24 protein-coding genes are annotated in these 26,144 nt (G+C 71.0%); 10 read left to right on the top strand and 14 right to left on the bottom strand.

Annotated features, from left to right (window positions below):
- The first annotated feature begins 116 nt into the window (after positions 1–116).
- Positions 117–1,370 carry an APC family permease gene (locus OHU34_RS17580; RefSeq protein WP_142265703.1) on the top strand — a complete coding sequence of 418 codons (1,254 nt, stop codon included), beginning with the start codon at positions 117–119 and terminating at the stop codon, positions 1,368–1,370.
- Positions 1,371–1,488: 118 nt separating this feature from the next.
- Here OHU34_RS17580 and OHU34_RS17585 read toward each other — a convergent pair whose 3' ends face one another.
- From OHU34_RS17585 to OHU34_RS17645, 13 genes are all read right to left on the bottom strand, one after another.
- Positions 1,489–2,061, bottom strand: coding sequence for an SMI1/KNR4 family protein (locus OHU34_RS17585; RefSeq protein WP_405767112.1), 573 nt, complete (start codon positions 2,059–2,061; stop codon positions 1,489–1,491).
- A 152-nt stretch (positions 2,062–2,213) separates the two neighbouring features.
- Complete coding sequence (locus OHU34_RS17590) at positions 2,214–2,606, bottom strand: YccF domain-containing protein (RefSeq protein WP_057602843.1); 393 nt, start codon at positions 2,604–2,606, stop codon at positions 2,214–2,216.
- A complete protein-coding gene (htpX, locus tag OHU34_RS17595) occupies positions 2,603–3,466 on the bottom strand; it encodes a zinc metalloprotease HtpX (protein WP_020130197.1) in 864 nt (287 codons plus the stop codon). The genes OHU34_RS17590 and htpX overlap by 4 nt, the downstream gene beginning before the upstream one ends.
- 202 nt (positions 3,467–3,668) lie before the next feature.
- Positions 3,669–5,204, bottom strand: coding sequence for an NADH-quinone oxidoreductase subunit N (locus tag OHU34_RS17600; protein ID WP_405767115.1), 1,536 nt, complete (start codon positions 5,202–5,204; stop codon positions 3,669–3,671).
- On the bottom strand, positions 5,201–6,799 hold the full coding sequence (locus tag OHU34_RS17605; protein WP_405767117.1) for a NuoM family protein: 1,599 nt from the start codon (positions 6,797–6,799) through the stop codon (positions 5,201–5,203). Before OHU34_RS17605 ends, OHU34_RS17600 begins: the two co-directional genes overlap by 4 nt.
- A 6-nt stretch (positions 6,800–6,805) precedes the next feature.
- A complete protein-coding gene (locus OHU34_RS17610) occupies positions 6,806–8,800 on the bottom strand; it encodes an NADH-quinone oxidoreductase subunit L (protein ID WP_405767120.1) in 1,995 nt (664 codons plus the stop codon).
- Positions 8,797–9,198 (bottom strand): NADH-quinone oxidoreductase subunit NuoK, encoded by a 402-nt coding sequence (gene nuoK / locus OHU34_RS17615; protein WP_142265698.1) that lies wholly within the window; start codon positions 9,196–9,198, stop codon positions 8,797–8,799. Before nuoK ends, OHU34_RS17610 begins: the two co-directional genes overlap by 4 nt.
- The gene (locus OHU34_RS17620; protein ID WP_405767124.1) at positions 9,198–9,854 is read right to left on the bottom strand and encodes an NADH-quinone oxidoreductase subunit J; all 657 of its coding nucleotides are present in this window, start codon (positions 9,852–9,854) and stop codon (positions 9,198–9,200) included. The genes nuoK and OHU34_RS17620 overlap by 1 nt, the downstream gene beginning before the upstream one ends.
- On the bottom strand, positions 9,851–10,435 hold the full coding sequence (locus tag OHU34_RS17625) for an NADH-quinone oxidoreductase subunit I (protein ID WP_020130191.1): 585 nt from the start codon (positions 10,433–10,435) through the stop codon (positions 9,851–9,853). Before OHU34_RS17625 ends, OHU34_RS17620 begins: the two co-directional genes overlap by 4 nt.
- Positions 10,435–11,403, bottom strand: coding sequence for a complex I subunit 1 family protein (locus tag OHU34_RS17630; protein WP_142265696.1), 969 nt, complete (start codon positions 11,401–11,403; stop codon positions 10,435–10,437). Before OHU34_RS17630 ends, OHU34_RS17625 begins: the two co-directional genes overlap by 1 nt.
- A complete protein-coding gene (locus OHU34_RS17635) occupies positions 11,400–12,968 on the bottom strand; it encodes an NADH-quinone oxidoreductase subunit C (protein ID WP_405767127.1) in 1,569 nt (522 codons plus the stop codon). The genes OHU34_RS17630 and OHU34_RS17635 overlap by 4 nt, the downstream gene beginning before the upstream one ends.
- A complete protein-coding gene (locus tag OHU34_RS17640; RefSeq protein ID WP_235034549.1) occupies positions 12,965–13,687 on the bottom strand; it encodes an NADH-quinone oxidoreductase subunit B in 723 nt (240 codons plus the stop codon). Before OHU34_RS17640 ends, OHU34_RS17635 begins: the two co-directional genes overlap by 4 nt.
- Positions 13,678–14,085, bottom strand: coding sequence for an NADH-quinone oxidoreductase subunit A (locus OHU34_RS17645; RefSeq protein ID WP_020130187.1), 408 nt, complete (start codon positions 14,083–14,085; stop codon positions 13,678–13,680). Before OHU34_RS17645 ends, OHU34_RS17640 begins: the two co-directional genes overlap by 10 nt.
- Positions 14,086–14,284: 199 nt before the next feature.
- Here OHU34_RS17645 and OHU34_RS17650 point away from each other — a divergent pair, with 199 nt between their 5' ends.
- The 5 genes from OHU34_RS17650 (at position 14,285) to OHU34_RS17670 (ending at position 21,630) form a co-directional block, all read left to right on the top strand.
- On the top strand, positions 14,285–15,583 hold the full coding sequence (locus OHU34_RS17650) for a sensor histidine kinase (protein WP_405767131.1): 1,299 nt from the start codon (positions 14,285–14,287) through the stop codon (positions 15,581–15,583).
- A 195-nt stretch (positions 15,584–15,778) separates the two neighbouring features.
- Complete coding sequence (locus OHU34_RS17655; RefSeq protein ID WP_405767134.1) at positions 15,779–17,182, top strand: sensor histidine kinase; 1,404 nt, start codon at positions 15,779–15,781, stop codon at positions 17,180–17,182.
- A 490-nt stretch (positions 17,183–17,672) separates the two neighbouring features.
- The gene (locus tag OHU34_RS17660; protein ID WP_405767136.1) at positions 17,673–18,344 is read left to right on the top strand and encodes a LuxR C-terminal-related transcriptional regulator; all 672 of its coding nucleotides are present in this window, start codon (positions 17,673–17,675) and stop codon (positions 18,342–18,344) included.
- A 267-nt stretch (positions 18,345–18,611) separates the two neighbouring features.
- Positions 18,612–20,558 (top strand): 2-oxoacid:acceptor oxidoreductase subunit alpha, encoded by a 1,947-nt coding sequence (locus OHU34_RS17665; protein WP_405767139.1) that lies wholly within the window; start codon positions 18,612–18,614, stop codon positions 20,556–20,558.
- Entirely contained in the window at positions 20,551–21,630 is a 1,080-nt protein-coding gene (locus tag OHU34_RS17670; protein ID WP_142265690.1) for a 2-oxoacid:ferredoxin oxidoreductase subunit beta, read from the top strand. The genes OHU34_RS17665 and OHU34_RS17670 overlap by 8 nt, the downstream gene beginning before the upstream one ends.
- Before the next feature lie 13 nt (positions 21,631–21,643).
- Here OHU34_RS17670 and OHU34_RS17675 read toward each other — a convergent pair whose 3' ends face one another.
- Positions 21,644–22,051 (bottom strand): helix-turn-helix domain-containing protein, encoded by a 408-nt coding sequence (locus OHU34_RS17675; RefSeq protein ID WP_230194923.1) that lies wholly within the window; start codon positions 22,049–22,051, stop codon positions 21,644–21,646.
- Between the two features lie 95 nt (positions 22,052–22,146).
- Between OHU34_RS17675 and OHU34_RS17680 the strand changes: the two genes are divergently transcribed.
- The 4 genes from OHU34_RS17680 to OHU34_RS17695 all read left to right on the top strand — a co-directional run bounded on the left by OHU34_RS17680 (position 22,147) and on the right by OHU34_RS17695 (position 26,134).
- Positions 22,147–23,001: an SDR family oxidoreductase gene (locus OHU34_RS17680; protein ID WP_230194924.1), complete on the top strand. Its 855-nt coding sequence runs from the start codon at positions 22,147–22,149 to the stop codon at positions 22,999–23,001.
- Positions 23,002–23,142: 141 nt separating this feature from the next.
- Positions 23,143–24,324: an EamA family transporter RarD gene (gene rarD / locus OHU34_RS17685; RefSeq protein ID WP_405767142.1), complete on the top strand. Its 1,182-nt coding sequence runs from the start codon at positions 23,143–23,145 to the stop codon at positions 24,322–24,324.
- Positions 24,325–24,524: 200 nt separating this feature from the next.
- Positions 24,525–25,010, top strand: coding sequence for a VOC family protein (locus OHU34_RS17690; RefSeq protein WP_230194926.1), 486 nt, complete (start codon positions 24,525–24,527; stop codon positions 25,008–25,010).
- Positions 25,011–25,180: 170 nt separating this feature from the next.
- On the top strand, positions 25,181–26,134 hold the full coding sequence (locus tag OHU34_RS17695) for a M28 family metallopeptidase (protein WP_405767145.1): 954 nt from the start codon (positions 25,181–25,183) through the stop codon (positions 26,132–26,134).
- Positions 26,135–26,144 lie beyond the last annotated feature (10 nt).

The raw sequence follows: 26,144 nt of genomic DNA on the forward strand, positions 1-26,144 counted from the left end.
CCGCGCCCTGCGTCGCACGCGAGTTCGGGTCGTATCGATCGCGAGTTCGGGTCGTATCAATGAGGACGACGTCACCACGACACCCGGTGGTTCCGTCGATCAGTAGGGTGCGGTCCATGACACAGTCCGGATCGCGCGCCGAACTGCGGCGGACGCTCGGCCTCGGCGACGCCGTGGTGATCGGGCTCGGCTCGATGATCGGTGCCGGCATCTTCGCGGCACTCGCTCCCGCCGCGCAGGCCGCTGGCTCCGGACTGCTGCTCGGACTCGCGCTCGCCGCGCTGGTCGCCTACTGCAACGCCATGTCGTCGGCGCGACTCGCCGCCCTGTATCCGGCCTCGGGCGGCACCTACGTGTACGGGCGCGAGCGGCTCGGCTCGTTCTGGGGGTATCTGGCGGGCTGGTCGTTCGTGGTCGGGAAGACGGCCTCCTGTGCGGCGATGGCTCTGACGGTCGGTGCCTACGTCTGGCCGGCGCAGGCGCACGCCGTGGCGGTCGCGGCCGTGGTGGCGCTGACCGCGGTGAACTACGGCGGCGTCCAGAAGTCGGCCTGGCTGACGCGGGCGATCGTGGCGGTGGTCCTGGCGGTCCTCGCTTGCGTGGTGGTCGTGTGCCTGGGGTCCGGAGCGTCCGACGACGGGCGGCTGGACGTCGGGGTCTCCGGGGGTGTCGGCGGGGTGCTGACGGCCGCCGGTCTGCTGTTCTTCGCCTTCGCCGGGTACGCCCGCATCGCGACCCTGGGCGAGGAGGTGCGTGACCCGGCCCGCACCATCCCGCGCGCGATCCCCCTGGCCCTGGGGATCGCTCTGGTCGTCTACGCGTGCGTGACGGTCGCCGTCCTCTCCGTGCTGGGGCCGGGCGATCTCGGAAGGGCCGGGGCGCCGCTGGCCGAGGCGGTGCGGGCGGCGGGGGCGCCCGGGCTGGTGCCGGTGGTACGGATCGGGGCAGCGGTGGCGGCGCTGGGCTCGCTCCTCGCCCTCATTCTGGGCGTCTCGCGCACGACGCTGGCCATGGCCCGGGACCGGCATCTGCCCGGCGCCCTGGCCGCCGTCCACCCGCGCTTCCAGGTACCGCACCGGGCCGAGCTCATCGTGGGCGCGGTGGTCGCGGTCCTGGCCGCCACGGTGGATGTCCGGGGCGCGATCGGGTTCTCCTCCTTCGGCGTGCTGACGTACTACGCGGTGGCCAACGCGTCGGCCTGGACGCTCGATCCGGCCCCGGCGAAGCGGATGCTGCCCGCGGTGGGGCTCCTGGGCTGTGTGGTGCTCGCGTTCGCACTGCCGAGGACCTCGGTGGTCGTGGGGGCGGGAGTGCTGACGGTGGGCGCGCTCGCTTACGGGGTACGGCGGCGCTGGGCGGACGTGCGGTAGCCGGACGACAGCGACGGCGGGCCGCGTCGGACGGCGACGGGCGGGTGCCCAGGCAACGGGTGCCCAGGTGACGGGTGCGCGGGCAACGGCGGGCGACAACAGGCTGCGGCAGCAGCCGCTACGGCGTCGTCGCCCCGGTCGCCGCCGTGCGTATGCGGAACTCGGTCCAGGGGGTCGGTTCCAGGTCGTCGTTCAGGCTGTCGTACCAGCCTGTGCCGTCGAGCCAGGCGTGCAGCCAGGCTGTGAGGCTGGGGGCGTCGACGAACCAGGCGTGGTCGGGGTCGCCGGGGTTCGGTTCGAAGAGCAGGACCGTCGCCTGCGGGGAACGGCAGTCCACGCACGCGTACATCGCGCAGCCCCAGTGGGATATCGGCAGGACGCCCTCGGGCCAGGGCCAGTCGGGGTCCTCGCGACCGCTTGCGCGGTTGGCGAGGTACTGGGCGACGGCGGCGGGTTCACCGGACGGAGAGCTGTCGAGCAGGGGCAGCAGGCCGTACTCCGGGCCGAATCCTCCGTCCCCTATACGCAGGTAGAGGTCGGCGAGCAGCGGCGGCAGGCGGAAGCCGAGTGCGGCCTCGGCACGGGCCACGGTGGCCGCGTCCACGGGGTCGGGGAGCGACGGCCAACCCCAGGGGCGGGTGGTGGCCGCCTTGGCCGCCACCCTTGCCCACAACTGCTCGTTCTCGGTCATGCGTTCATGATGCAGGCCGCCACTGACAACCGGGCCGGCCTGTGGAAAACCCACCGCCTGTGGACAACCGGCGAGCGGCGGGCCGCCGTCGAGCAGGCGATCGCCCGGCTACTGTCGGGCCGTGGCCAACCAGCCGCTCGGGGCTCGGCCCGTCAGCGCGAGGCGAACGGCTGGTCCGAGGGCACGATTTCGCGGCCCAGCGGGAACAGCGAGACCGGAATCAGCTTGAAGTTCGCGATGCCGAACGGGATGCCGATGATGGTCAGGCAGAGGAGCAGGCCGGTGACGATGTGCCCGATGGCCAGCCACCAGCCGGCGAGCACCAGCCAGAGCACGTTGCCGACGCAGGAGGGCGCGCCCGCGTCACGGCGCTCGATCGTCGTGTAGCCGAAGGGCCAGAGGGCGTAGACACCGATCCGGAAAGCGGCGATGCCGAAGGGAATGCCGATGATCGTGATGCAGAGCAGCGCTCCCGCGGCCAGGTAGGCGAGGAACAGCCAGAATCCGCTCAGGATCAGCCAGATGACGTTCAGGATGGTCTTCACTGGTGGCGACCTGCCATTTTCTCGAGCCGGGCGATACGGTCCGCCATCGGCGGGTGCGTCGAGAACATCTTGGAGAGTCCCTGGCCCGGACGGAAGGGATTCGCGATCATCATGTGGCTCGCGGTCTCGATGCGGGGCTCGGGGGGCAGTGGAAGCTGCTTGGTGCCCGTCTCCAGTTTGCGCAGCGCGCTCGCGAGGGCCAGCGGGTCGCCGGTGAGCTGCGCGCCCGAGGCGTCCGCCTCGTACTCACGGGAGCGGCTGATGGCGAGTTGGATGACGCTGGCGGCGAGCGGGCCGAGAATCATGATCAGGAGCATGCCGAGGATGCCGGGACCGTCGTCGTCGTCCGAGCGGCCGATCGGGATCAGCCAGGCGAAGTTGACCAGGAACATGATCACGGAGGCGAGCGCTCCGGCGACCGAGGAGATGAGGATGTCCCGGTTGTAGACGTGGCTGAGCTCGTGGCCGATGACGCCGCGCAGTTCGCGCTCGTCGAGGAGGCGCAGGATGCCGTCCGTACAGCACACGGCGGCGTTGCGCGGGTTACGGCCGGTGGCGAAGGCGTTGGGTGCCTCGGTCGGGGAGATGTACAGGCGGGGCATGGGCTGACGGGCCTGGGTGGAGAGCTCGCGGACCATCCGGTACAGGGCGGGAGCCTCGAACTCGCTCACCGGGCGGGCACGCATCGCGCGTAGCGCCAGTTTGTCGCTGTTCCAGTACGCGTACGCGTTGGTGCCGAGTGCGATCAGGACCGCGATGACCAGCCCCATGCGGCCGAAGAAGCTGCCGATGACGATGATGAGTGCGGACAGTCCCCCGAGGAGTACTGCGGTCCTGAGCCCGTTGTGCCGGCGGTGCACGGTACGCCCTCCAAGTCGTGCAGCAGGGGAACCCTTTGCTTGCGGATCTTGCTGTTGTCCGGTGGCACTGTGCCGTGGTGTCACATCCAGTGCACCTTCCCGTACTGGTCAACGCCAGGCGGGAGGCACTAGTTCCCTTGTGCTTGCGGGCATGGGTGTGGGCCGTCCGGGTGAGGACGGGGGCGTACGCGCGCGTGCGGTCTCAGAAGAGGCCGGTGTCGGTGAAGCGCAGAACCAGTTGGGGTGCTCCGGAGAGGGCGATGCCGAGGGCCGCGGTGAGGGTGATCGCGGCGGTGAGCGGGGCGGGGACGCGGTGCTTCTCGGGCTCGCCTTCGGGGGCGCGGAAGAGCAGCGCCGTCCACTGGAGGTAGTAGTACAGGGCGATCACCACGTTGACGGCCATGACGACCGCGAGCCAGCCGAGGCCCGCGTCGACGGCTGCCGAGAACACGGTGACCTTCGCGAAGAGGCCGATGATGCCCGGCGGCAGTCCGGCGAGGCAGAGCAGGAAGAAGGCCAGGAGCAGGGCTGCTGCCGGGTGCTTGGCGTAGAGGCCCCGGTAGTCCGTGATCCGGTTCGTCGCGCTGGTACGGCCCACGAGGGCGGCCACCGCGAAGGCGCCCAGGTTCACGGCGGCGTACATGAGGGCGTAGGCGACGGTGGAGCCGATGGCGTGCTCGGCGTCGTCGGAGTACGCGGCGGCGGCGATCGGTACGAGGAGGTAACCGGCCTGGCCCACGGAGGACCAGGCGAGCAGGCGTACGGCGCTGTACGCGCGCGTGGCTTGCTGACGGAGGGCGCCGACGTTGCCGACGGTCATGGTGAGGGCGGCCAGCACGGCCAGTGCGGGGCCCCAGACGTCGGCGTACGAGGGGAAGCCGATGACGGTGACGAGGATGAGGCCGGAGAAGCCGACCGCCTTGCCGACGACCGACAGGTAGGCGGCGATGGGCAGCGGGGCGCCGACGTAGGTGTCGGGGACCCAGAAGTGGAAGGGGACGGCGGCCGTCTTGAAGGCGAAGCCGATCAGGGTGAGGACCACGCCGGTCTGGGCCAGGGTGTCCAGCCGGCCGTCGACGTGCTGGATGCGGTCGGCGACCTGGGTGAGGTAGAGGGTTCCGGTCGTCGCGTACACGAAGCTGATGCCCAGGAGGCTGACGGTGGTCGCGGTGACGGACGACAGGAAGAACTTCAGGGCCGCTTCCGAGGACCGGCGGTCGCCGTGCCGGATGCCGACCAGCGCGAAGGCGGGCAGGGAGGCGACCTCCAGGGCGACGACGAGGGTGGCGAGGTCGCGGGAGGCGGGCAGCAGGGCGGCTCCGGCGGCGGAGGACAGCAGCAGGAACCAGAACTCGCCTTCGGGAAGTCGCCCGCGCGCGTCCTTCAGGGCGGTGACCGACAGCAGGGCCGCCAGCAGCGCTCCCCCGAGCACCAGGAACTGGATGACGAGGGTGAAGCGGTCTGCCGTGTAGCTGCACACGCGTGTGTCGCCGGTCAGGCAGAAGGTGGAGCGGTCGCCGTCCAGGAGGGGCAGGAGGAGGGCCGTGGCGGCGGCGAGTCCCGCGACCGACAGCCAGCCGAGGAGCGGCTTGCGGGCGTCGCCGACGAAGAGGTCGGCGACGAGGACGACCAAAGCGACGACCGCCGCGAGGGTGGGCGGCGCGATGGCCAGCCAGTCGACGGACTGGACCACCGACTCGGCCAGGGGCTGGAACACGGGCTGGGCCAGGGCGCTCATCGGGTGCCTCCTGCGAGGAGCTGTTGCACGGCCGGGTCGGTCAGCCCGAGGAGGGCCTTCGGCCACAGGCCGGCGACGACGGTGAGGGCGACGAGCGGGGCCCAGGCCGCGAACTCGTAGGTCTGCACGTCGGCGAGGCGCGGAGCGTCCTGCGGGACGACGCCCATGCAGACGCGGCGGACCACGACGAGCAGGTACGCGGCCGTCAGCAGGGTGCCGAACGCGGCGATCGCCATGAAGGTGAGGAAGGCGGGCCGGCTGAGGTCGTCGGCGGGGTTGAAGGCGCCGAACAGGGCCAGCATCTCGCCCCAGAAGCCGGCGAGGCCCGGCAGACCGAGGGAGGCGACGGCGGCGAAGGCGAGGAGGCCGCCGAGGCGGGGCGTCCTGCCGTACAGCGCGGCGCCGGTCTGCTCGGCGAGGGTGTCCAGATCGGTGGTGCCGGTGCGGTCCTTCAGCGCTCCGACCAGGAAGAAGAGGAGGCCGGTGATGAGGCCGTGGGCGATGTTGGCGAACAGGGCGCCGTTCACGCCGGTCGGGGTCATGGTCGCGATGCCGAGCAGGACGAAACCCATGTGACCGACGGAGGAGTAGGCGATGAGACGTTTGAGGTCGCCCTTCGCGCCCCGCTTGGCGAGGGCCAGGCAGGCCAGGGATCCGTAGATGATCCCGACGACGGCGAAGGCCGCGAGGTAGGGCGCGAAGGTGCGGAAGCCGTCCGGCGCGACGGGCAGCAGGATCCGGACGAACCCGTACGTGCCCATTTTCAGCAGCACTCCCGCCAGCAGGACCGAACCGACGGTCGGGGCGGCGGTGTGGGCGTCGGGCAGCCAGCTGTGCAGCGGCCACATCGGAGTCTTGACGGCGAGCCCGATCCCGATCGCGAGAACGGCGATGACCTGCACGGATGTGGTCAGCGACCGGCCGTTGTCAGTGGCGAGTGCCACCATGTCGAAGGTGCCCGCGTTGATTCCGATCAGGAGCAGGCCGAGCAGCATGACCACGGATCCGAGCAGGGTGAACAGGATGAACTTCCAGGCGGCCTGGGTCCGGCCCGCGCCGCCCCAGCGGGCGATGAGGAAGTACATCGGGACGAGAACCATCTCGAAGGCGAGGAAGAACAGCAGCAGGTCGAGGACGGCGAAGGCCGCGAGCGTGCCGGACTCCAGGACGAGCACGAGCGCGACGAAGGCTTTCGGGGACGGGTCCGCGGTCGGATGCGCCGGCGGCTGCTGTTGCCGCTTGAAGTAGGAGTACACCGCGCAGAGGAAGGTCAGCAGCGCGGTCAGGACCAGCAGGGGGAGGGAGATGCCGTCGATGCCGAGGTGGATGCGCACGTCGAGTGCGGGGATCCAGCTGATGTCCGTGGTGGCCTGCATCTTCGACGGATGGTCGTGGTCGAAGCCGAGCGCGAGGACGATCGCGGCGATGAGGATCGCGCCGGTCACGGTCATGCCGTGGCGCAGCACGGCCTGCTCGGGTGACTTCCCCTTCAGCCCGGGCGGAGCCGGCAGAAGAGCGGCGGCGGCGCCGAGAAGCGGGCCGACCACGATGAATACCAGAAGGAACTGCATCACGGACTCGTTGATATCGATCACGCCCGCTCACGCTCCCGAAGCGACGAGAAGGGCGGCGACCGCCAGGACGACGGTGCCGGCGAGCAGCGCGCTCACATAGGTCTGGACGTTGCCGGTCTGGGCGCGCCGTACGGCGGCCCCCAGCCAGCGGGGCAGGGCGCCCGCGCCACGTACGTAGGTGTCGACGACCTCGCGGTCGAGGAACCGGACGAGACTCGCGCCGGCCTGGACCGGGCGGACGAACAGCGCCCGGTACACGGCGTCGAGGTGGAATCCGACGGCCGCGTGGTGGTGCAGCGGGCCGAGCAGGAGCCGTCCGGGGTCCGCCGGGTCGGGGGCGGAGGCCACGTCTCCGTAGGTCGGCGCGTGCGTCGCGATCGCCTCGGCCTCGACGAGTCCCGCGTCGCCCTCGGGGTGGGCGGCGACCGCGCCCAGGGGGACGCGGGCGGCGAGTCCGGCGAGATGGCGCCAGGCGGCGTAGGTGACGAGTCCGCCGGCCAGGGCCACACCCGTGCCCAGGACGGACGTGGTGAGGGTCGGGGCGAGGTCGTTGCCGTCGAACCAGTCGGGGAGGGTGCGGTAGGCGAGCCCGCCGAGGGCCAGGGACGGGACGGCCAGGACCCACAGCACCACGGTCATGGTCAGTGGCTGGCGGCCGTGGTCGGGGGCCTCGGCGCCCCGGCCGTGGAAGGTCAGCAGCCACAGGCGGGTCGCGTAGGCCGCCGTGAGGAGGGCGGTGAGCAGGCCGGCGACGAGGACGGTCCAGCCCGCGGCGCCGGGCGCGTGCTCGGTGTGGCCCGCGGTGATGTGCTCGGCGGCGCCGAGCACCGACTCCTTGGAGAAGAAACCGCTGAACGGCGGGATCGCGGCGAGCGCGAGAAGCGCCACGGTCATCGTCCAGTAGGCGTCGGGGACGCGGTCGCGCAGGTGGCTCATGCGGGACATGGCGGCCAGCGAGTTGGTGCCGGCGGCGTGGATGATCACACCGGCCGCGAGGAAGAGCAGCGCCTTGAACGCGCCGTGCGAGAGGAGGTGGAAGACGGCGGCACCGCGGTCGCCGACGGCGAGGGCGCCGGTCATGTAGCCGAGCTGGCCGATCGTCGAATAGGCGAGGACGCGCTTGATGTCGTCCTGGGCGAGGGCGGCCAGGCCCGAGCCGACCATGGTGATGGCGGCCATCACGGCGAGGGTCACCATCGCGGCCGAGGACGCCTCGAAGACCGGGAGGAGACGGGCGATGAAGTAGACGCCGGCGGCGACCATCGTCGCGGCGTGGATCAGCGCGGAGACGGGGGTGGGGCCGGCCATCGCGTCCGGGAGCCAGGTGTGCAGGGGGAACTGCGCGGACTTGCCGGCCACGCCCGCGAGGAGCAGCAGGGCGACGAGCGTCGGGTGGTCGAGTCCGCCGTGGGCGACGGTGGCGAGGACCTTCGTGATCCGGAAGGACCCGGCGTCGGTGGCGAGGGCGAACAGGCCGATGAGGAAGGGGACGTCGCCGAGTTTGGTGACGAGGAAGGCCTTGATGGAGGCGGCGCGGGCTTCCGGGGTCTCCCAGTAGTGGCCGACCAGGAAGTAGGAGCAGATGCCCATGACTTCCCAGCCGACCAGCAGCACGATCAGGTCGCCGGAGTAGACGACCAGGAACATCGCGGAGGTGAAGAGGGAGACGAGCGCGGCGTACGAGGGGTAGCGCGGGTCCTCGCGCAGGTAGCCGGTCGAGTAGATCTGCACGCAGGTGGCGACGAGGCCGACCACGACGGCGACGAGGGCGGCGAAGCCGTCGATGTACAGCGCCAGTTCGATCGGGATCGAGCCGGTGGGGGTCAGTTCGGTCGCCGCGGTGACGGAGGCGTCGCCGCCCTGGCGTACGGCGACGATCGCGGCCAGTACGAGCGCGGCGAGGGTCGGCAGGACGGCGAGCGGTCGCACGAAGCCGGGAGCGGTGCGGCCCAGGAGCAGTCCGGCGGCCGCGCCCAGGAACGGGAGGAGGGGGACGAGGACGGCGAGGGTGGTCGTGGTCACGCGGTGGCCTCAGCCTTCTCGGCGGCCGTTCCGGTCGCGGCGGTGTCGCTGTCGGGGCCGTCGGGCTCGGGGCTCTCGTGGCCTTCGGCGGTGTCGCGGAGACGGTCGATGTCCGCGGTGCCTCGGTTGCGGTGGACGGCGAGGACGATCGCCAGGCCGATGCCGATCTCGGCGGCGGCGATGGCGATGGTGAACAGGGTCAGGGCCTGACCGGAGTGCAGGGTCTCCTCGGCGGTCCTGCTGAGCCAGACGTCGAAGGCGACCAGGTTGAGGTTGACGGCGTTGAGCATCAGCTCGACGGACATCAGGACGAGGATCGCGTTGCGGCGGGCGAGGACGCCGTACAGGCCGGTGCAGAAGAGAAGGGCGGACAGGACGGCGGGATAGGCGAGGTGCATCAGCGGGTGCCTTCCTGCTCGGCCGGGTTCTCGGCGTCCGGAACAGAAAGAGAACTCTCCGTGATGGATCGGGAACTCCTGGTGACGCTCCGGGAGTTCACAGGGTGAGAGCTCGACTCCGCCTTCGCCCTGCGGGACAGGACGATCGCGCCGACCAGTGCCGCGAGGAGAAGGACGGAGAGGGCCTCGAAGGGCAGGACCCAGTTCTGGAACAGGCTCGCGCCGGTGACCTCGGTGGAGCCGGCGGCCGGACCGTCCAGATCGATCCAGGTGGCGCGGAAGGCGTCGACGACCACCCAGACGAGCGCGGCGGCCGCGGCGACGGCCACCGTGAGAGCGGCCCAGCGGTTGCCGGAGTCCGCGTCCGGGGAGTGGCCGATGGGGGCCTTGGTGAGCATCAGACCGAAAAGGAGGAGTACGACGACGGAACCGACGTAGATGAGGACCTGCACCCAGGCGATGAACTCGGCGGTGAGCAGGAGGTACTCGACGGCGAGGCCGCCGAGGGCGACCACGAGCCACAGGGCGGCGTGCACCAGTTGCTTGGTGATCACGGTGACGAGGGCAGCGCCGAAGGTGACCAGTCCGACGAGCAGGAAGGCGATCTCGACGCCGGTCGGGGAGAGAAAGCCGTGGTGTGCCTGAGCGAGGGTCACGATTCTCCTCCCTGGGGTGCGTTCGGCTCGGGTGGCTGGGGGGTGTTCGACGCGGCCTGGGCCGCCGCCAGCTTCTCGGCCGCCTTGCGGGCGGCCGCGAGCTCCTTCGGCTCCTCGGCGGCGGGGTCGAGGGCGGGTGGGGCAGGGACGGTCCACATCCACTCGCGGAGCTTGTCGCGTTCGTGGGTGAGTTCGTGGATGTCGGTCTCGGCGTACTCGAACTCCGGGGACCAGAACAGGGCGTCGAAAGGACAGACCTCGATGCAGATACCGCAGTACATGCACAGGGAGAAGTCGATGGCGAAGCGGTCGAGGACGTTGCGACTGCGCTCGCGGCCGCCCGGGGCGGCGGGCGGGACCGTCTCCTTGTGGGAGTCGATGTAGATGCACCAGTCGGGGCACTCACGGGCGCAGAGCATGCAGACCGTGCAGTTCTCCTCGAACAGGCCGATGACGCCACGGGTGCGGGGCGGGAGTTCGGGCTGGGCGTCCGGGTACTGCTCGGTGACGGTCTTCCGCGTCATCGTGCGGAGGGTGACGGCCAGGCCCTTGGCGAGGCCACTGCCGGGGATGGGGGCCATTACCGGATCACCACCTTGACGATGCCGGTGAGGGCGATCTGGGCGAGGGAGAGAGGGACGAGGAGGGTCCAGGAGAGCTTCTGAAGCTGGTCCTCGCGCAGGCGGGGGTAGGTGACGCGGAGCCAGATCACGACGAAGGCGAGGACGGCGGCCTTGAGGAGGGTCCAGACCCAGCCGAGGCCGTCGGCGCCCCAGGGGCCGTGCCAGCCGCCCAGGAAGAGGACGGTGGTCAGACCGCACAGGACGACGATTCCGGCGTACTCGGCGAGGAGGAAGAGGGCGAAGCGCAGGCCGGTGTACTCGGTGTACGCACCGAAGATGATCTCCGAGTCGGCGACGGGCATGTCGAACGGAGGCCGCTGCAGTTCGGCGAGACCGGCGACGAAGAAGACGATGGCGCCGGTGATCTGCCAGGGCAGCCACCACCACTGGAAGGCGTCGACGATGCCGGGCAGGGACACCGTGCCGGCCGCCATCGCCACCGAGGCGGCGGTGAGCAGCATCGGGAGTTCGTAGGCGAGGAGCTGGGCGGCGGTGCGCAGGCCGCCGAGAAGGGAGAACTTGTTGGCACTGGCCCAGCCGGCCATGAGGGAGCCGAGCACGCCGACGCCCATCACCGCGAGCACGAAGAAGATGCCGGCGTCCACGACCTGGCCGACGGCGCCTTCGCCCGGGCCGATGGGGATGGCGAGGAGGACCAGGAGATACGGAAGGAGGGCTACGGCCGGCGCGAGCTGGAAGATACGGCGGTCCGCGCCCGCGGGGACGATGTCCTCCTTCTGTACGAACTTGACGCCGTCCGCGACGAGCTGGGCCCAGCCGTGGAAGCCGCCCGCGTACATCGGCCCCAGGCGGCCCTGCATATGGGCCATCACCTTGTGCTCGGTCTGACCGACGATCAGGGGGAAGGTGAGGAAGACGACGAAGACGACCAGGAGTCGCAGGGCGACGTCGAGAGCGTCGTTCACTGCGGGCCTCCTGTGGGGTCCTCGGGGGCGGGGGATTCCGTGCCGTCGGTACGGGCGGGCGTGCCTCGGGCGGGCGAGGGCTTCTCGTCGGGGTCGGGCTGCTTGGGCGCGGCCGTCCCCGGGGCCGCCTGCTCAGGGCCGGCCGACCTCGGCTCCGGGCCGGGCTCTGAGCCGGGCTCCGGGTCCTGAGCCGACTCCGGGGCCTGAGCCGACCCCCTCTTGTGATCCGGGTCCGGGTCCTGCGTCGGCTCCGGCTTCTGATCGGGCTCCGGGGCCGGCGTCCGGTCTGGTTCCGGCTCCTGGCCCGACTTCGACTCGCGTCCCGACTTCGGCGCCTGACCCATCTCCGTCTCGCGGCCTGGCTGCGTCTCGCGTCCCGACGCCGGCTCCCGGCCCGGTGCCGGTGCCGAAGCTCGGTCCGGTTCGGGGTTCTGCTCGCCCCTCGGTTCCTGTTGCTCGCTTGGCTCTGGGGTCTGCTGTGGCTCGTCGAACGCTGGGCGGGCGTGGTGCCACGGGGCGTCGGAGCTGCGGGGGGCCGTGGAGGGGCGGGCGGCGGTGTCGGGGGGTGTCGTCGGGGGCTGGGTGTGCTGGGACGCCGAGCCCTGGGAGGCGCTGCGCGTGCGGCGCGGTCCTGCCGGGGGTTGCGGGGGCGACTCGGGGGCCGTCGGTTCCGTCGGCGCGGCGGGCTCGGTTCCCGCGGCACCCGGGGACTCCGTGGCACCTGCCCGTTGTGACGCCGAGCCCGCGCTCGCGCTTCGGGCGCGGCGGGGTCCGGCAGGCGCCGCCGGAGTCGCCGGACCCGAGGGAGTCGCCGGAGCCGAGGGGGTCGAAGAAACCGCGGGAGCCGAGGGGGCCGGAGGAGCCGGTGAGGTTGGTGGGGTCGGGGGGGTCGGCTGGGTCGCTGAGCCGTCCGATGCCGTGCGGGCGCGGCGGACCGGGCGGTCGCCTGCCGCTCGTCCCGCCGCCGCTCGGGCCGGGCGGGCCGGGGCGGGCGGGAGCTGGCCCTTCAGGGGGCCCCATTCGTTGGGGTCGGGGACGCCTGGGGGGAGCATCTGCCGGCGCTTGGGGCCGCCGTGCTCGGACTCTCCGGGCTCCTTCGCGCCGGGCCAGGCCTTGGCGACGCGGGCGGCCAGGACGAAGTCCTTGCGCAGGGGGTGGCCTTCGAAGGTCTCCGGGAGGAGGAGGTGGTTCAGGGCGGGGTGGCCCGCGAAGGTGACGCCGAACATCTCGTGCGTCTCGCGTTCGTGCCAGGCCGCGCCGGCGTATACGTCGACGGCGGAGGCGAGGGTCGGTGCCTCGTGCGGGACCGTCGTGCGCAGCAGCAGGCGACGCACCGGGGACAGGGCCACCACGTGCGCCGAGACGCGGAAGCCCGTGCCCGGTTCGTCGACCGCGCTCAGCCAGTCGAAGTAGGTGCAGGTCAGGCGGTCGCGGGCTACGCGCAGGGCGTCGGTCCAGGATGAGGGAGGGACGTCGACCGTCAGGAGGTCGTACGACTCCTCGGCCGTGGCCTGCGGGCCGAAGAGCTCGTCGGCGGGGGCCGGGAGCCAGCCGATGGTGGTCATCGGCCCTCCCCCGACGGCGCGGCGGGGGACTCGGCGGCCGGGGGCCGCACCAAGCCGCTCTGAAGGGCGGCCGGCGAGGGGCGGGAGACGGCCGGACGGGACGGGGTCGGGCCGTAGCGCTCGTGCAGGGACTCCCTGGCGATCTTCTCCTGGAGCTTGAGGATGCCCTGGAGAAGCGCCTCCGGGCGCGGCGGGCAGCCCGGCACGTACACGTCCACCGGGATGATCTGGTCGACGCCCTTCGTCACCGAGTACGAGTCCCAGTAGGGGCCGCCGCAGTTGCTGCACGCGCCGAAGGAGATGACGTACTTCGGCTCGGGCATCTGCTCGTAGAGACGCTTCACGGCCGGGGCCATCTTGTCCGTGACGGTGCCGGAGACGACCATCAGGTCGGCCTGACGGGGGCCCGGCGCGAAGGGGATGACACCGAGGCGGATGAAGTCGTGGCGGGCCATCGACGCGGCGATGAATTCGATCGCGCAGCAGGCCAGGCCGAAGTTGAAGACCCAGAGCGAGTAGCGGCGGCCCCAGTTCAGGATCACCTTCATCGGCTCCGGGGCCAGGCGGGCCAGGGTGCCCAGGCGCTTCGGCTCCGGCAGCGGTACGGGTTCCGAGAGCACCTGTTCCGACTGCTCCGGGTGCTCCGGGTGCTCCGACCCTTGCGGTTGTTCCGGGTGCTCCGGTTGTTCCGGGGCATTCACTTTCGGCGTCACGTCCATGTCAGGACGCCCTTCTTGTAGGCGTACAGCAGGCCCACGGCCAGGAAGCCGAGGAAGATGAACATCTCCACGAGCGTGGCCGCGCCGTAGCCGGGGGCCGCGAAGACCGTCGCCCAGGGGAAGAGGAAGATCGAGTCGACGGCGAAGATCACGTAGAGGAAGGCGTAGACGTAGTAGCGGACCTGGGTGTGGGCCCAGCCCTCGCCCACGGGGTCGACACCGCACTCGTACGTCAGGAGCTTCTCCGGGGTGGGTACCACCGGGCGCAACAGCCGCCCGGCGCCGAACGCCACGGCGACGAACAGCACGCCGACGACGGCGAGCAGCCCGACGACGGAGTAGGACTGGAAGTAGTCCGCCGCGAATTCCGCCGCGACATCGACGGTCCGTTCCCGCACGCCCGTCCCTCGCTCCCTGACCTCAGTCTCTTCGACGACAGGCCCGTTCGACGATCTGTACGCACGGGAGTCTAGGCCCTGATAAAGGGACGGTAAGCAGCCCGTCATGCCTCGTCTTGCGGGGCGGGGGTTTTCCCCCGGCCGAGGAAGGCAGCAGACCTCATGGCGCGGTGCCCTGCGGCGCGGCAGGCTAGCCCATATGACCGCTTCCGCCAGCCGATCCGCCTCCGACCCGAACCGCTCCGACATGGAGGGTTCCCACCCGGAGGGCTTTCAGCCGGGCGGCTCCCACCCGAGAGCCGCTCCCCTCACGACCGTTGTGCCCGGTACGGCCGGGCAGGACGCCGGGCGTCTGCCTCCGGCCCGTCTCGCCTACGACCCGCAGACGTGGAAGGAGATCGCGCACCTTCTGACGAATCTGCCGATGTCGTTGATCGGGTTCACCTATGTGATGACGGTGATCGTCACCGGCGCCGCGATGACGGTCACCGTGATCGGGTTCCCGCTGCTCGCGCTCGGGCTGGCCGGGGCGCGGCTGCTGGGCCGGTTCGAACGGGGTCGCGCGCGTCTCCTGCTCGGGGTGCGCATCGACGAGCCGAGCCCGCTGCCGCTGCGCAGGGCGGGCGGGCTCTTCCAGCGGTTGTGGCTGCTGCTGAAGGACCCGGTGGCCTGGCGCACGGTGCTGTACGACCTCATCCGGCTGCCCTGGGGAGTCCTGACGTTCAGCGTGGTCGTTCCCTCGCTGTTCGTGCTGTGGCCGGTGCTGCCGTTCGTGGTGCGCGGGCTGACCAACGCGGACCGGGCGATGGTGCGGGCCCTGCTGTCCCCCTCCGACGAGCTGGAGCGGCGGATCGCGGAGCTGGAGTCGGACCGGGGTGTCGTGGTCGACACGGCGGCCGCCGATCTGCGGCGCATCGAGCGTGACCTGCACGACGGGGCGCAGGCCCGGCTGGTCAACCTGGCGATGGGGCTGGGCCTGGCGAAGGAGAAGCTGCTGGAGGGGCAGGCCGACGATGTCGTGGCGGCGATGGTGGAGGAGGCGCACGGCGAGGTGAAGCTCGCGCTCCAGGAGCTGCGGGACCTGGCACGCGGGATCCATCCGGCCGTCCTGACCGACCGGGGGCTGGACGCGGCGCTGTCCTCCGTGGCCTCGCGCTGCACGGTGCCGGTGAAGGTGACCGCCGACCTGACGTCCCGACCGGCGCAGGCCATCGAGGGCATCGCCTACTTCACCGTCTCCGAGCTGCTCCAGAACGTCAGCAAGCACAGCGCGGCGCGGTCGGCCTCGGTCGACGTGTGGCGGACCGACGACCGGCTGCTCATCCAGGTGTGGGACGACGGCCGGGGCGGGGCGCGGCTCGACGGCGGGTCGGGGATGCGGGGACTGGCCGAGCGGCTGGACGCCGTCGACGGGCTGTTCATCGTGGAGTCGCCGGTGGGTGGCCCCACGACGGTGACCGCGGAGTTGCCGTGGCGCAATCGCGGACAGAACGGATAGTCGGCACAGCGGACGGTGGACGGGGCGGGCAGGGTGGTTCGCGGGGTGTGGGAGGTGGCGGCCGTGGGAGGTAGGGAAAACCCCCCTTCCAAGACGCCGACGGACTCCATGGTCCACGCGCTCGCCGCCGAGCAGGGTGGGAGGTACGGATCGACAACTGCGCGACGAGCAGGACGAGTAGAACGGACGACGCCGATGGCCACGCAGTACGGGCAGTACGGGGAGCCTGACCAGTACGGGCAGTACGGGCGGTACGGGCGCCATGACCAGTACGACCCGGGGTACGGGCACCGCGACGGCGGGCGCCGACACCTGTTGCCGACGGGACTGCGTGAGCCGCTCACGGCGCGCCACTGGCGCGAACTCGTCTATGTCCTGCTCGGCCTGCCGATCGGCATCGTGCTGTTCACCTTCACGATCACGATGCTGTCGCTGGGGGCCGGCCTGCTGGTGACGTTCCTCGGCATTCCGGTGCTGGCGGCGGGACTGGCCGCGGGCCGGGGCTTCGGAGCGCTGGAACGGGCCCGGGCGCGCGGGCTGCTCGGCCTGGAGGTCGCCGATCCCGAGCCGTTGCGGCCTCGGGGCAAGGGCGCGATGGCCTGGATGGCGGCCGTCCTCAAGAGCGGAACGTCGTGGCGGCAGGCGCTGTATGCGGTGGTGCAGTTCCCGTGGGCGGTGTTCTCCTTCTGCGTCGCGCTGACCGTGTGGTCGTTCGGCTGGACCATGCTGACGTATCCGCTGTGGTTCTGGGTCTTCCCCATGTACGGCGGTCAGGGCGGGCTTCAGCTGTACGGCGACGAGCAGCACAGCGTCTACCTCGACAACCCGTTCGAGATCACGGTGACGGCGCTGGTGGGACTGTTGATCACGCTGGCCACGCCGTGGATCGTCCGGGCACTGACGACGGTGGACCGGCTGCTGGTGCACGGGCTGCTCGGACCGTCGTCGCTGGGGGCGCGGGTGGTGGAGCTGGAGTCCGACCGGGGGGTCGTGGTGGACACGGCGTCCGCCGATCTGCGGCGCATCGAGCGCGATCTGCACGACGGGGCACAGGCCCGGCTGGTGGCGCTCGCGATGGATCTGGGGTTGGCGAAGGAGAAGCTGCGGGAGGATCCGCGGGAGGCGGCGCGGATGGTGGACGAGGCGCACGGCGAGGTGAAGACGGCGTTGCAGGAACTGCGGGACCTGGCGCGCGGGATCCATCCGGCGGTGCTGACGGACCGGGGGCTGGACGCGGCGCTGTCGGCGGTGGCGTCGCGGTGCACGGTGCCGGTGCGGGTGGATGTGGATCTGGTGGAGCGGCCGGCGCCGGCGATCGAGGGGATCGCGTACTTCACCGTCTCGGAGCTGCTTCAGAACATCAGCAAGCACAGTGGGGCGCGGTCGGCCTCGGTCGATGTGTGGCGGGTGGAGGATCGGTTGATGCTGCAGGTGGTGGACGACGGGGTGGGCGGAGCGGATGCCTCCGGCGGTGGGTCGGGGTTGGCCGGGCTCGCGGGGCGGCTGGACGCGGTGGACGGGATTCTGGTGGTCGATTCGCCGACGGGCGGGCCCACCCGGGTGACCGCGGAGCTGCCCTGGCGCGGGAACGCGGCCTGAGGGGCGGGCTCCTTCGCCCCCGCCGCCCCTGCCCTTCCCACCCTGGGGGCTACCGCCCCCAGACCCCCGGGGCCCAGCCTCCCCCCGACCCGGACCCCGGGCCACGCCTCCCCGGCCCGTGCCCCGGACCCCAGGCCCCCGGACCAGACCCACGGACCCCCAGCCCCCAGCCGTCAGCCCCCAGCCCCCAGCCCCCAGCCCCCAGCCCAGGCATCTCGCGTCGCAGGGTTCGAGTTGCCCGGTGCCTGATGCCGGGGGTGGACGGGCCTCGTGTTCGTGTTCGCCCGACCGGGTTGCGCTTGGGTGGGCTGGTGTCGTCGCTCGCGCTGATTCGCCCGGTGGCTCGTTCCGAGGCCGAAACCGGGTGGGTCAAGGCCTGATTCGCGCCGTCCTCGTCGTGGTCGGGCTCCTCGGCGGGTACAGACGGGCCCGTTGCTGGAATGCTTGACTGGTTCTACCAACGGGGTGGACGGCTGGGGGGCCGAGGATCGTGGAGGACAGGGTGCGGGTGGTCATCGCCGAGGATTCGGTGCTGCTGAGGGAGGGGCTGACCCGGTTGCTGACCGACCGGGGGCATGAGGTGGTGGCCGGGGTCGGGGATGCGGACGCTCTGGTCAAGACGATCACGGAGCTCGGCGACGAGGGCGCGTTGCCCGATGTCGTCGTCGCGGACGTGCGGATGCCGCCGACCCACACCGACGAAGGGGTGCGGGCCGCCGTACAGCTACGCAAGACGCATCCGGGGCTCGGGGTGCTGGTGTTGTCGCAGTACGTGGAGGAGAGGTACGCCACCGAACTGCTGGCCGGTTCCAGTCGCGGGGTCGGGTATCTGCTCAAGGATCGCGTGGCCGAGGTGCGGGAGTTCGTGGACGCCGTGGTGCGGGTCGCGCAGGGCGGTACCGCCCTCGATCCGGAGGTCGTCGCGCAGCTGCTCGGGCGGAGCCGGAAGCAGGATGTGCTGGCCGGGCTCACCCCGCGGGAGCGGGAGGTCCTGGGGCTGATGGCCGAGGGGCGGACGAACTCCGCGATCGCCCGGCAGCTGGTCGTCAGCGACGGGGCCGTGGAGAAGCATGTCAGCAACATCTTCCTGAAGCTCGGTCTGTCGCCGAGTGACGGGGATCACCGACGCGTACTGGCGGTCCTCACCTATCTCAATTCCTAGCGAAGTGGCACTGTGCCTTTCGTCGAGCGGGGGAACTCGGTGGAGGCGACGAACAGGTGGTGGAGAACCGTGGTGTGATCCGGAGCGTCTACCGGATTCGCGCCGGGCGGCGGGAAATCATGAAAAGCGGGGGTGCCGGGCCGTCTCGGGACAACGACCGTCATACGAATGGCCGAGGTAAGGCGACCCTTACAGACGTAGGGTTGATCCGTGGATGGCCTTCGAGAAGGCCCTCCGGGACAGCCACCTCGAGGGAGGTCCAGTTCAGTGACCAGTCAGGTCAGCAGCCCAGCGGAACAGGACGACGGGACCGACGGAGCCGACGGGACCGTCGTGGGAGAGCAGCGCAAACCGGGTGGGACGAAGGACGTCCGTCGTCTCGACCGGGTGATCATCAGGTTCGCGGGCGACTCGGGTGACGGTATGCAGCTCACCGGCGACCGCTTCACCTCGGAGACCGCGTCGTTCGGCAACGACCTCTCCACCCTGCCGAACTTCCCCGCCGAGATCCGCGCGCCCGCCGGCACCCTCCCCGGCGTCTCCTCGTTCCAGCTGCATTTCGCCGACCACGACATCCTCACTCCGGGTGATGCGCCCAATGTGCTGGTCGCCATGAATCCGGCGGCGCTGAAGGCCAACATCGGCGATGTGCCGCGCGGCGCGGAGATCATCGTCAACACGGACGAGTTCACCAAACGGGCGATGCAGAAGGTGGGGTACGCGGCCTCGCCGCTGGAGGATGGATCCCTCGACGGTTACCAGCTCCACCCGGTCCCGCTGACCACTCTGACCGTCGAGGCACTCAAGGAATTCGACCTCACCCGCAAAGAGGCCGAGCGCAGCAAGAACATGTTCGCGCTCGGCCTCTTGTCATGGATGTACCACCGGCCCACCGAGGGCACCGAGAAGTTCCTGAAGTCGAAGTTCGCGAAGAAGCCCGACATCGCGGCCGCCAACCTCACCGCTTTCCGTGCCGGGTGGAACTTCGGCGAGACGACCGAGGACTTCGCCGTCAGTTATGAGGTCGCCCCGGCCGCGAAGGCGTTCCCCGTCGGCACCTACCGGAACATCTCCGGGAATCTCGCCCTGGCATACGGGCTGATCAGCGCGTCCCGGCAGGCCGACCTGCCGCTGTTCCTCGGGTCGTACCCGATCACGCCGGCCTCCGACATCCTGCACGAGCTCAGCAAGCACAAGAACTTCGGCGTGCGGACGTTCCAGGCCGAGGACGAGATCGCGGGCATCGGCGCGGCACTGGGGGCGGCCTTCGGCGGGTCCCTCGCCGTCACCACCACCTCGGGGCCCGGGGTGGCGCTGAAGAGCGAGACCATCGGGCTCGCGGTCTCGATGGAGCTGCCACTGCTGATCGTGGACATCCAGCGGGGCGGGCCGTCGACCGGCCTGCCGACCAAGACCGAGCAGGCCGACCTGCTGCAGGCCATGTTCGGGCGCAACGGCGAGGCGCCGGTGCCGATCGTCGCGCCCCGCACCCCCGCCGACTGTTTCGACGCGGCCCTGGAGGCGGCCCGGATCGCGCTCACCTACCGCACGCCGGTGATGCTCCTGTCCGACGGCTACCTGGCCAACGGCTCCGAGCCCTGGCGGATCCCGGAGCTGGACGAGCTCCCGGACCTGGCCGTGCAGTTCGCCCAGGGGCCCAACCACACCCTGGACGACGGCGGTGAGGTCTTCTGGCCGTACAAGCGCGACCCGCAGACGCTGGCCCGGCCGTGGGCGGTCCCGGGCACGCCGGGGCTCGAGCACCGCATCGGCGGGATCGAGAAGGAGGACGGGACCGGGAACATCTCCTACGCCCCGGCCAACCACGAGTTCATGGTCCGCGTCCGGCAGGCCAAGATCGACGGCATCGACGTCCCCGACCTCGAGGTCGACGACCCGCACGAGGCGAACACCCTGGTGCTGGGCTGGGGGTCCACCTACGGGCCGATCACCGCCGCGGTCCGGCGGCTGCGCACCGCCGGTGAGGCTGTCGCGCAGGCCCATCTGCGGCATCTGAACCCGTTCCCGCGCAACCTGGGCGCCGTGCTGGAGCGCTACGACAAGGTCGTCATCCCCGAGATGAACCTCGGCCAGCTCGCCACTCTCGTACGGGCGAAGTACCTGGTCGACGCCCGTTCGTACAACCAGGTCAACGGCATGCCGTTCAAGGCGGAGCAGCTTGCCGCGACGCTCAAGGAGGCCATCGATGGCTGAGACCTCGACGGAAGGCACGGGCACGATCGAGGCGCTCTCGCTCGTCCCCAAGGCCGTGGCCCGGCAGTCCATGAAGGACTTCAAGTCCGATCAGGAAGTGCGCTGGTGCCCCGGCTGCGGCGACTACGCGATCCTGGCCGCCGTCCAGGGCTTCATGCCGGAGCTGGGGCTGGCCAAGGAGAACATCGTCTTCGTGTCGGGCATCGGCTGCTCGTCGCGCTTCCCGTACTACATGAACACGTACGGCATGCACTCCATCCACGGGCGGGCGCCGGCCATCGCGACCGGCCTCGCCGCCTCCCGGCGGGATCTGAGCGTGTGGGTGGTCACGGGCGACGGCGACGCGCTGTCCATCGGCGGCAACCATCTGATCCACGCCCTGCGGCGGAACGTGAACCTGAAGATCCTGCTGTTCAACAACCGGATCTACGGGCTCACCAAGGGCCAGTACTCGCCCACCTCGGAGATCGGCAAGATCACGAAGTCGACGCCGATGGGCTCACTGGACGCGCCCTTCAACCCGGTCTCGCTGGCGCTCGGCGCGGAGGCGTCGTTCGTGGCGCGGACCATCGACTCCGACCGCAAGCATCTGACGGAGGTGCTGCGCCAGGCGGCCGCCCACCCCGGGACGGCGCTGGTCGAGATCTACCAGAACTGCAACATCTTCAACGACGGCGCGTTCGAGGCGCTGAAGGACCGGAAGTCCGCCGAGGAGGCGGTGATCCGGCTCGAGCACGGCCAGCCGATCCGGTTCGGGGCGGACCGCGCGCGGGGCGTCGTGCGCGATCCGGCGAGCGGCGACCTGCGGGTCGTCACGGTGACCCCGGAGAACGAGGCGGACGTGCTGGTCCACGACGCGCACGCCGCGTCCCCGACCACCGCCTTCGCGCTGTCCCGGCTGGCCGACCCGGACACCCTGCACCACACGCCCATCGGTGTGCTGCGCTCGTTCGAACGGCAGGTCTACGACACCCAGCTGGCGGACCAGCTGGACGCGGCGATCGAGCAGCACGGCAAGGGTGACCTGGGGGCGCTGCTGGCGGGCGGCGACACCTGGACGGTCGTCGGCTGAGGAGCGGAGCGGTTCACGAGGCCCGGGAGCGGAGTTCCCGGGCCTCGTCGTATGTCCGGCGGGCCTGCTCCACGTCCGGCATCCGGGTGTGCGTCCACAGGGCGAGCGCGCGCACCTGCTCGGCCGCCTCCCGGCCGAGGTCGGTCAGGGAGTAGTCGACGCGCGGCGGGATGACCGGCTTGGCGTCGCGGTGCACCAGGCCGTCGCGTTCGAGGGTCTGGAGGGTCTGGGTGAGCATCTTCTCGCTGACCGGCCGGCCCACCGTGCCGATCGCCCGGCGCAGCTCGCTGAACCGGTGCGAGCGGTCGAGCAGCTCGATCAGTGCCAGGACGCCCCAGCGGCTGGTGACATGTTCCAGAACGAGTCGGTGCGGACACATGCCCTCTGCTTCGACCGTACCCACCTGCATACTTACTGCCATGCCAGTACCTTACTTCAAAGTGGGTACTTTCGCTTGGTTAGTGCTTCTCCTAGGGTCGGCGGCAGACCCGCAGCCCCCACTAGGAGTTCTGAGCCATGAGCATCGTCGTCACCGGAGCCACCGGACACCTCGGCCGTCACGTCGTGGAGCAGTTGCTGGAGAGGGTTCCGGCGGAGCAGATCACGGCCGTCGTGCGCGACGAGGCCAAGGCCGCCGACTTCGCGGCCCGTGGCGTACGACTCGCCGTCGCCGACTACAACGCCCCCGAGACCTTCGGCAGCCTGTTCGCCTCCGGCGACAAGGTGCTGCTGATCTCGGGCAACGAGTTCGACAAGGGCCGCCCGGCGCAGCACCAGGTCGTGATCGAAGCCGCGAAGGCGGCCGGGGTCGCGCTCCTCGCGTACACCAGCGCGCCGGGCAGCCTGAGCGCGGCACTGGCGGACGACCACCGCGCCACCGAGAAGGCGCTGCTCGCCTCCGGTCTGCCGTACACGCTGCTGCGCAACGGCTGGTACCACGAGAACTACACCGAGCAGCTCGCCCCGGTGCTGGAGCACAACGCCGTCGTCGCCGCCGCCGGTGAGGGCCGGGTCTCCTCCGCCTCCCGCGCCGACTACGCGGCCGCCGCCGTCGCCGTGCTGACCGGCGAAGGCCACGAGAACCGGACGTACGAGCTGGGCGGCGACGAGGCGTGGAGCTTCGCCGAGTACGCGGCCGAGCTGAGCAGGCAGACCGGCAAGGAGATCGTCTACACCTCCGTGCCCGGCGAGGTGCTCACCGGCATCCTGACCGGCGCCGGCCTGCCCGAGACGTTCGCCACGATCCTGGTCGGCGTGGACGCGTCGATCGAGAAGGGTGAGCTGGTCGTCGCCGGCGGTGACCTGTCCCGGCTGGCGGGCCGCCCGACCACTCCGCTCGCCGAGGCGATCACGGCCGCGCTCAAGGGCTGACCCTCCCCCGAGGGCCCTCGCGCCGCCCCGCGCCACGCCACCCCTGCCTGTCATGACCGTATGGCGATACGGGCATGACAGACGGGGGTGGTCGGCGTTACCTTCGTCCACGCATGCCTGAACGTGAGAAGGAGGGGCCCCGTGGCCGGGACGTCGAAGAGTGAAGGCCGGACAGGCCTGCTGAACGGCCTCGCGGCGTACGGGATGTGGGGGCTGGTCCCCCTCTTCTGGCCCCTGCTCAAGCCGGCCGGGGCGACCGAGATCCTCGCCCATCGCATGGTGTGGTCCCTGGCCTTCGTCGCCGTCGCGCTGCTCGTCGTAAGGCGTTGGGCGTGGGCCGGTGAGCTGCTGCGGCAGCCGCGCCGGCTGGGGCTCGTCGTGATCGCCGCGGCCGTCATCACCGTGAACTGGGGCGTCTACATCTGGGCCGTGAACAGCGGCCACGTCGTCGAGGCGTCCCTCGGCTACTTCATCAACCCGCTGGTCACCATCGCCATGGGTGTACTGATCCTCAAGGAACGGCTGCGGCCCGCGCAGTGGGCGGCGGTCGGCATCGGCTTCACGGCGGTACTCGTCCTGACCATCGGCTTCGGCCGCCCGCCGTGGATCTCCCTCACCCTCGCCTTCTCCTTCGCGATCTACGGACTGGTGAAGAAGAAGGTCAACCTCGGCGGGGTCGAGTCGCTGGCCGCCGAGACCGCCATCCAGTTCCTGCCCGCGCTGGGCTACCTGCTGTGGCTGTCCGCGCACACTGGCCTCACCTTCGCGACCGAGGGCGTCGGACACGCGGCCCTGCTCGCCTCCACCGGTCTGGTCACCGCGCTCCCCCTCGTCTGCTTCGGCGCGGCGGCGATCCGCGTGCCGCTGTCCACGCTGGGTCTGCTCCAGTACCTGGCGCCGGTCTTCCAGTTCCTGCTCGGCGTCCTCTACTTCGGCGAGGCCATGCCCCCCGAGCGCTGGGCCGGGTTCGCGCTGGTGTGGCTGGCGCTGGTGCTGCTCACCGGCGACGCGCTGCGCACCTCACGCCGGGCGGCCCGCACGCTCGGCCCCGCGATCACCGAGGGCAGGGCCGCGGCGCCTGGCGCGACCGACCCGGCCGGCGCGGCCGGTGCGGCCGGTGCGGCCGGTGCGGCCGGTGCGATCGGTGCAGCCGGTGCGATCGGTGCAGCCGGTGCGACCGGCACGATCGACGGCGTTCGGGAGGCGGAGAGCGTGGCCTCCGGCGTCTCCGGCACACCCGGTGGTACGGCCGTCGCCGCCGCATCCGGCGTGCCCGGCGCCCCCGCTCCGGAGGCGGCAGTCTCTCCCCTCGCCAAGCCGTAGACCGACGCCCCCGACCGCACCGACGCCACTGCGTCACCGTCGTTGGAAGGCATGGACGGCATGGAAGGCACGGCCGGCAGCGACGGGATCGACAGGAGTCGACGAGGCCGGACCGGAGCGCGACGGTCCGGTCCGACCGCTCCGGCGGAGTACGGCGCGCGGGAGGCCGACCCCTGGCGGGGCCTGCTAGAAGTGGCTGCATGACCGAGACATCTGGAGTACCCGAGACCGGGCCCACGCCCGTGCACTGGAAGCTCGTCGTCGACGCAGCCGACCCGCACGCACAGGCCGACTTCTGGGCCGGAGCGCTGCACTACGAGGTCGAGGACAACAGCGCGCTCATCGAGCGGCTGCTGGAGCTCGGCGCGCTGCCGGGGGCGGCGACGCTGGAGTTCCACGGCCGCCCGGCCTTCCGGGACCTGATCGCCGTACGCCATCCCGACGACCCGTTCGACCCCGACAGCGGGACCGGGCTAGGACGGCGGCTGCTGTTCCAGCGGGTCCCGGAGGCGAAGACCGTGAAGAACCGGCTCCACCTCGATCTGCATCCCGGTGCGGAGCTGCGCGCCGGAGAGGTCGAACGGCTGACGGCGCTGGGCGCGAGCGTGCTGTGCGAGGTGAAGGAGCCGTCCGGGCAGTGGGTGGTCATGGCGGATCCGGAGGGCAACGAGTTCTGCGTGCACTGAGGGACACAAGGGGCTTCGCTATGTGAAACCGCTGTCCGGATAGCGCTCTTGACGGAGTGTTGGCCTCGGCTTCACCATCCAGTCACCCCATTCACTGTGGATTACCTGTGGGCGTCCAGGTGCTCGACGGTCGCCCACGGGTGTCCCGCTGGAATTCGGAGCCCCCCACCATGAAGCTCCCCGTTTCCGGGCGGGCGACGGTCACCGCCGTCGTCGCAGCCGTCACCCTGCTCGCCACCGGATCCATAGCCGGGGCGGCACCCGCCCCCGAGCCCGGGGCGATCGCCGCCGCGCCCGACATCCCGGTGGCCAACGTCAAGGCCCACCTGACCCAGCTCCAGTCCATCGCCACCGCCAACGGCGGCAACCGTGCGCACGGCCGCACCGGCTACAAGGCGTCGCTCGACTACGTGAAGGCCAAGCTGGACGCCGCCGGATACACCACCACCATCCAGCAGTTCACCTCCTCCGGCCGCACCGGCTACAACCTCGTCGCCGACTGGCCCGGCGGCGACACCGGCCAGGTGCTGATGGCCGGGTCCCATCTGGACTCCGTGACAGCGGGGGCCGGCATCAACGACAACGGCTCCGGCTCGGCGGCCGTCCTGGAGACGGCGCTAGCCGTGTCCAGAGCCGGCTACCACCCCACCAAGCACCTGCGGTTCGCCTGGTGGGGCGCGGAGGAGCTGGGCATGGTCGGGTCCCGGTACTACGTCAACAACCTCTCCTCGGCGAACCGGGCCCGCATCAGCGGCTACCTGAACTTCGACATGATCGGCTCGCCGAACCCCGGCTACTTCGTCTACGACGACGACCCGGCCATCGAGAAGACCTTCAAGGACTACTTCACCGGCCTCGGCGTCCCCACGGAGATCGAGACCGAGGGCGACGGCCGCTCCGACCACGCCCCCTTCAAGAACGCGGGCGTGCCGGTGGGCGGCCTGTTCAGCGGCGCCGACTACCTCAAGACGGCGGCGCAGGTGGCCAAGTGGGGCGGCACGGCCGGCCGGGCCTTCGACCGCTGCTACCACTCCTCCTGCGACACCACGGCCAACATCAACGACACGGCCCTGGACCGCAACGCGGACGCGCTGGCGTACGCGGTCTGGACCCTGTCCTCCTGATCGGCCGGGG

The organism is Streptomyces sp. NBC_00080, from assembly GCF_045041255.1.
Classification (GTDB): domain Bacteria; phylum Actinomycetota; class Actinomycetes; order Streptomycetales; family Streptomycetaceae; genus Streptomyces; species Streptomyces coriariae.

Coding starts and splice junctions, on each gene's coding strand:
- OHU34_RS17690 (WP_230194926.1), top strand. CDS start 24,525: ATGACCGAGACATCTGGAGTACCCGAGACCGGGCCCACGCCCGTGCAC.
- OHU34_RS17670 (WP_142265690.1), top strand. CDS start 20,551: ATGGCTGAGACCTCGACGGAAGGCACGGGCACGATCGAGGCGCTCTCG.
- OHU34_RS17640 (WP_235034549.1), bottom strand. CDS start 13,687: ATGGACGTGACGCCGAAAGTGAATGCCCCGGAACAACCGGAGCACCCG.
- OHU34_RS17625 (WP_020130191.1), bottom strand. CDS start 10,435: ATGGCCCCCATCCCCGGCAGTGGCCTCGCCAAGGGCCTGGCCGTCACC.
- nuoK (WP_142265698.1), bottom strand. CDS start 9,198: ATGCACCTCGCCTATCCCGCCGTCCTGTCCGCCCTTCTCTTCTGCACC.
- OHU34_RS17585 (WP_405767112.1), bottom strand. CDS start 2,061: ATGACCGAGAACGAGCAGTTGTGGGCAAGGGTGGCGGCCAAGGCGGCC.
- OHU34_RS17675 (WP_230194923.1), bottom strand. CDS start 22,051: ATGGCAGTAAGTATGCAGGTGGGTACGGTCGAAGCAGAGGGCATGTGT.
- OHU34_RS17600 (WP_405767115.1), bottom strand. CDS start 5,204: ATGAGCGCCCTGGCCCAGCCCGTGTTCCAGCCCCTGGCCGAGTCGGTG.
- OHU34_RS17635 (WP_405767127.1), bottom strand. CDS start 12,968: ATGACCACCATCGGCTGGCTCCCGGCCCCCGCCGACGAGCTCTTCGGC.
- OHU34_RS17695 (WP_405767145.1), top strand. CDS start 25,181: ATGAAGCTCCCCGTTTCCGGGCGGGCGACGGTCACCGCCGTCGTCGCA.
- OHU34_RS17655 (WP_405767134.1), top strand. CDS start 15,779: ATGGCCACGCAGTACGGGCAGTACGGGGAGCCTGACCAGTACGGGCAG.
- OHU34_RS17680 (WP_230194924.1), top strand. CDS start 22,147: ATGAGCATCGTCGTCACCGGAGCCACCGGACACCTCGGCCGTCACGTC.
- OHU34_RS17650 (WP_405767131.1), top strand. CDS start 14,285: ATGACCGCTTCCGCCAGCCGATCCGCCTCCGACCCGAACCGCTCCGAC.
- OHU34_RS17580 (WP_142265703.1), top strand. CDS start 117: ATGACACAGTCCGGATCGCGCGCCGAACTGCGGCGGACGCTCGGCCTC.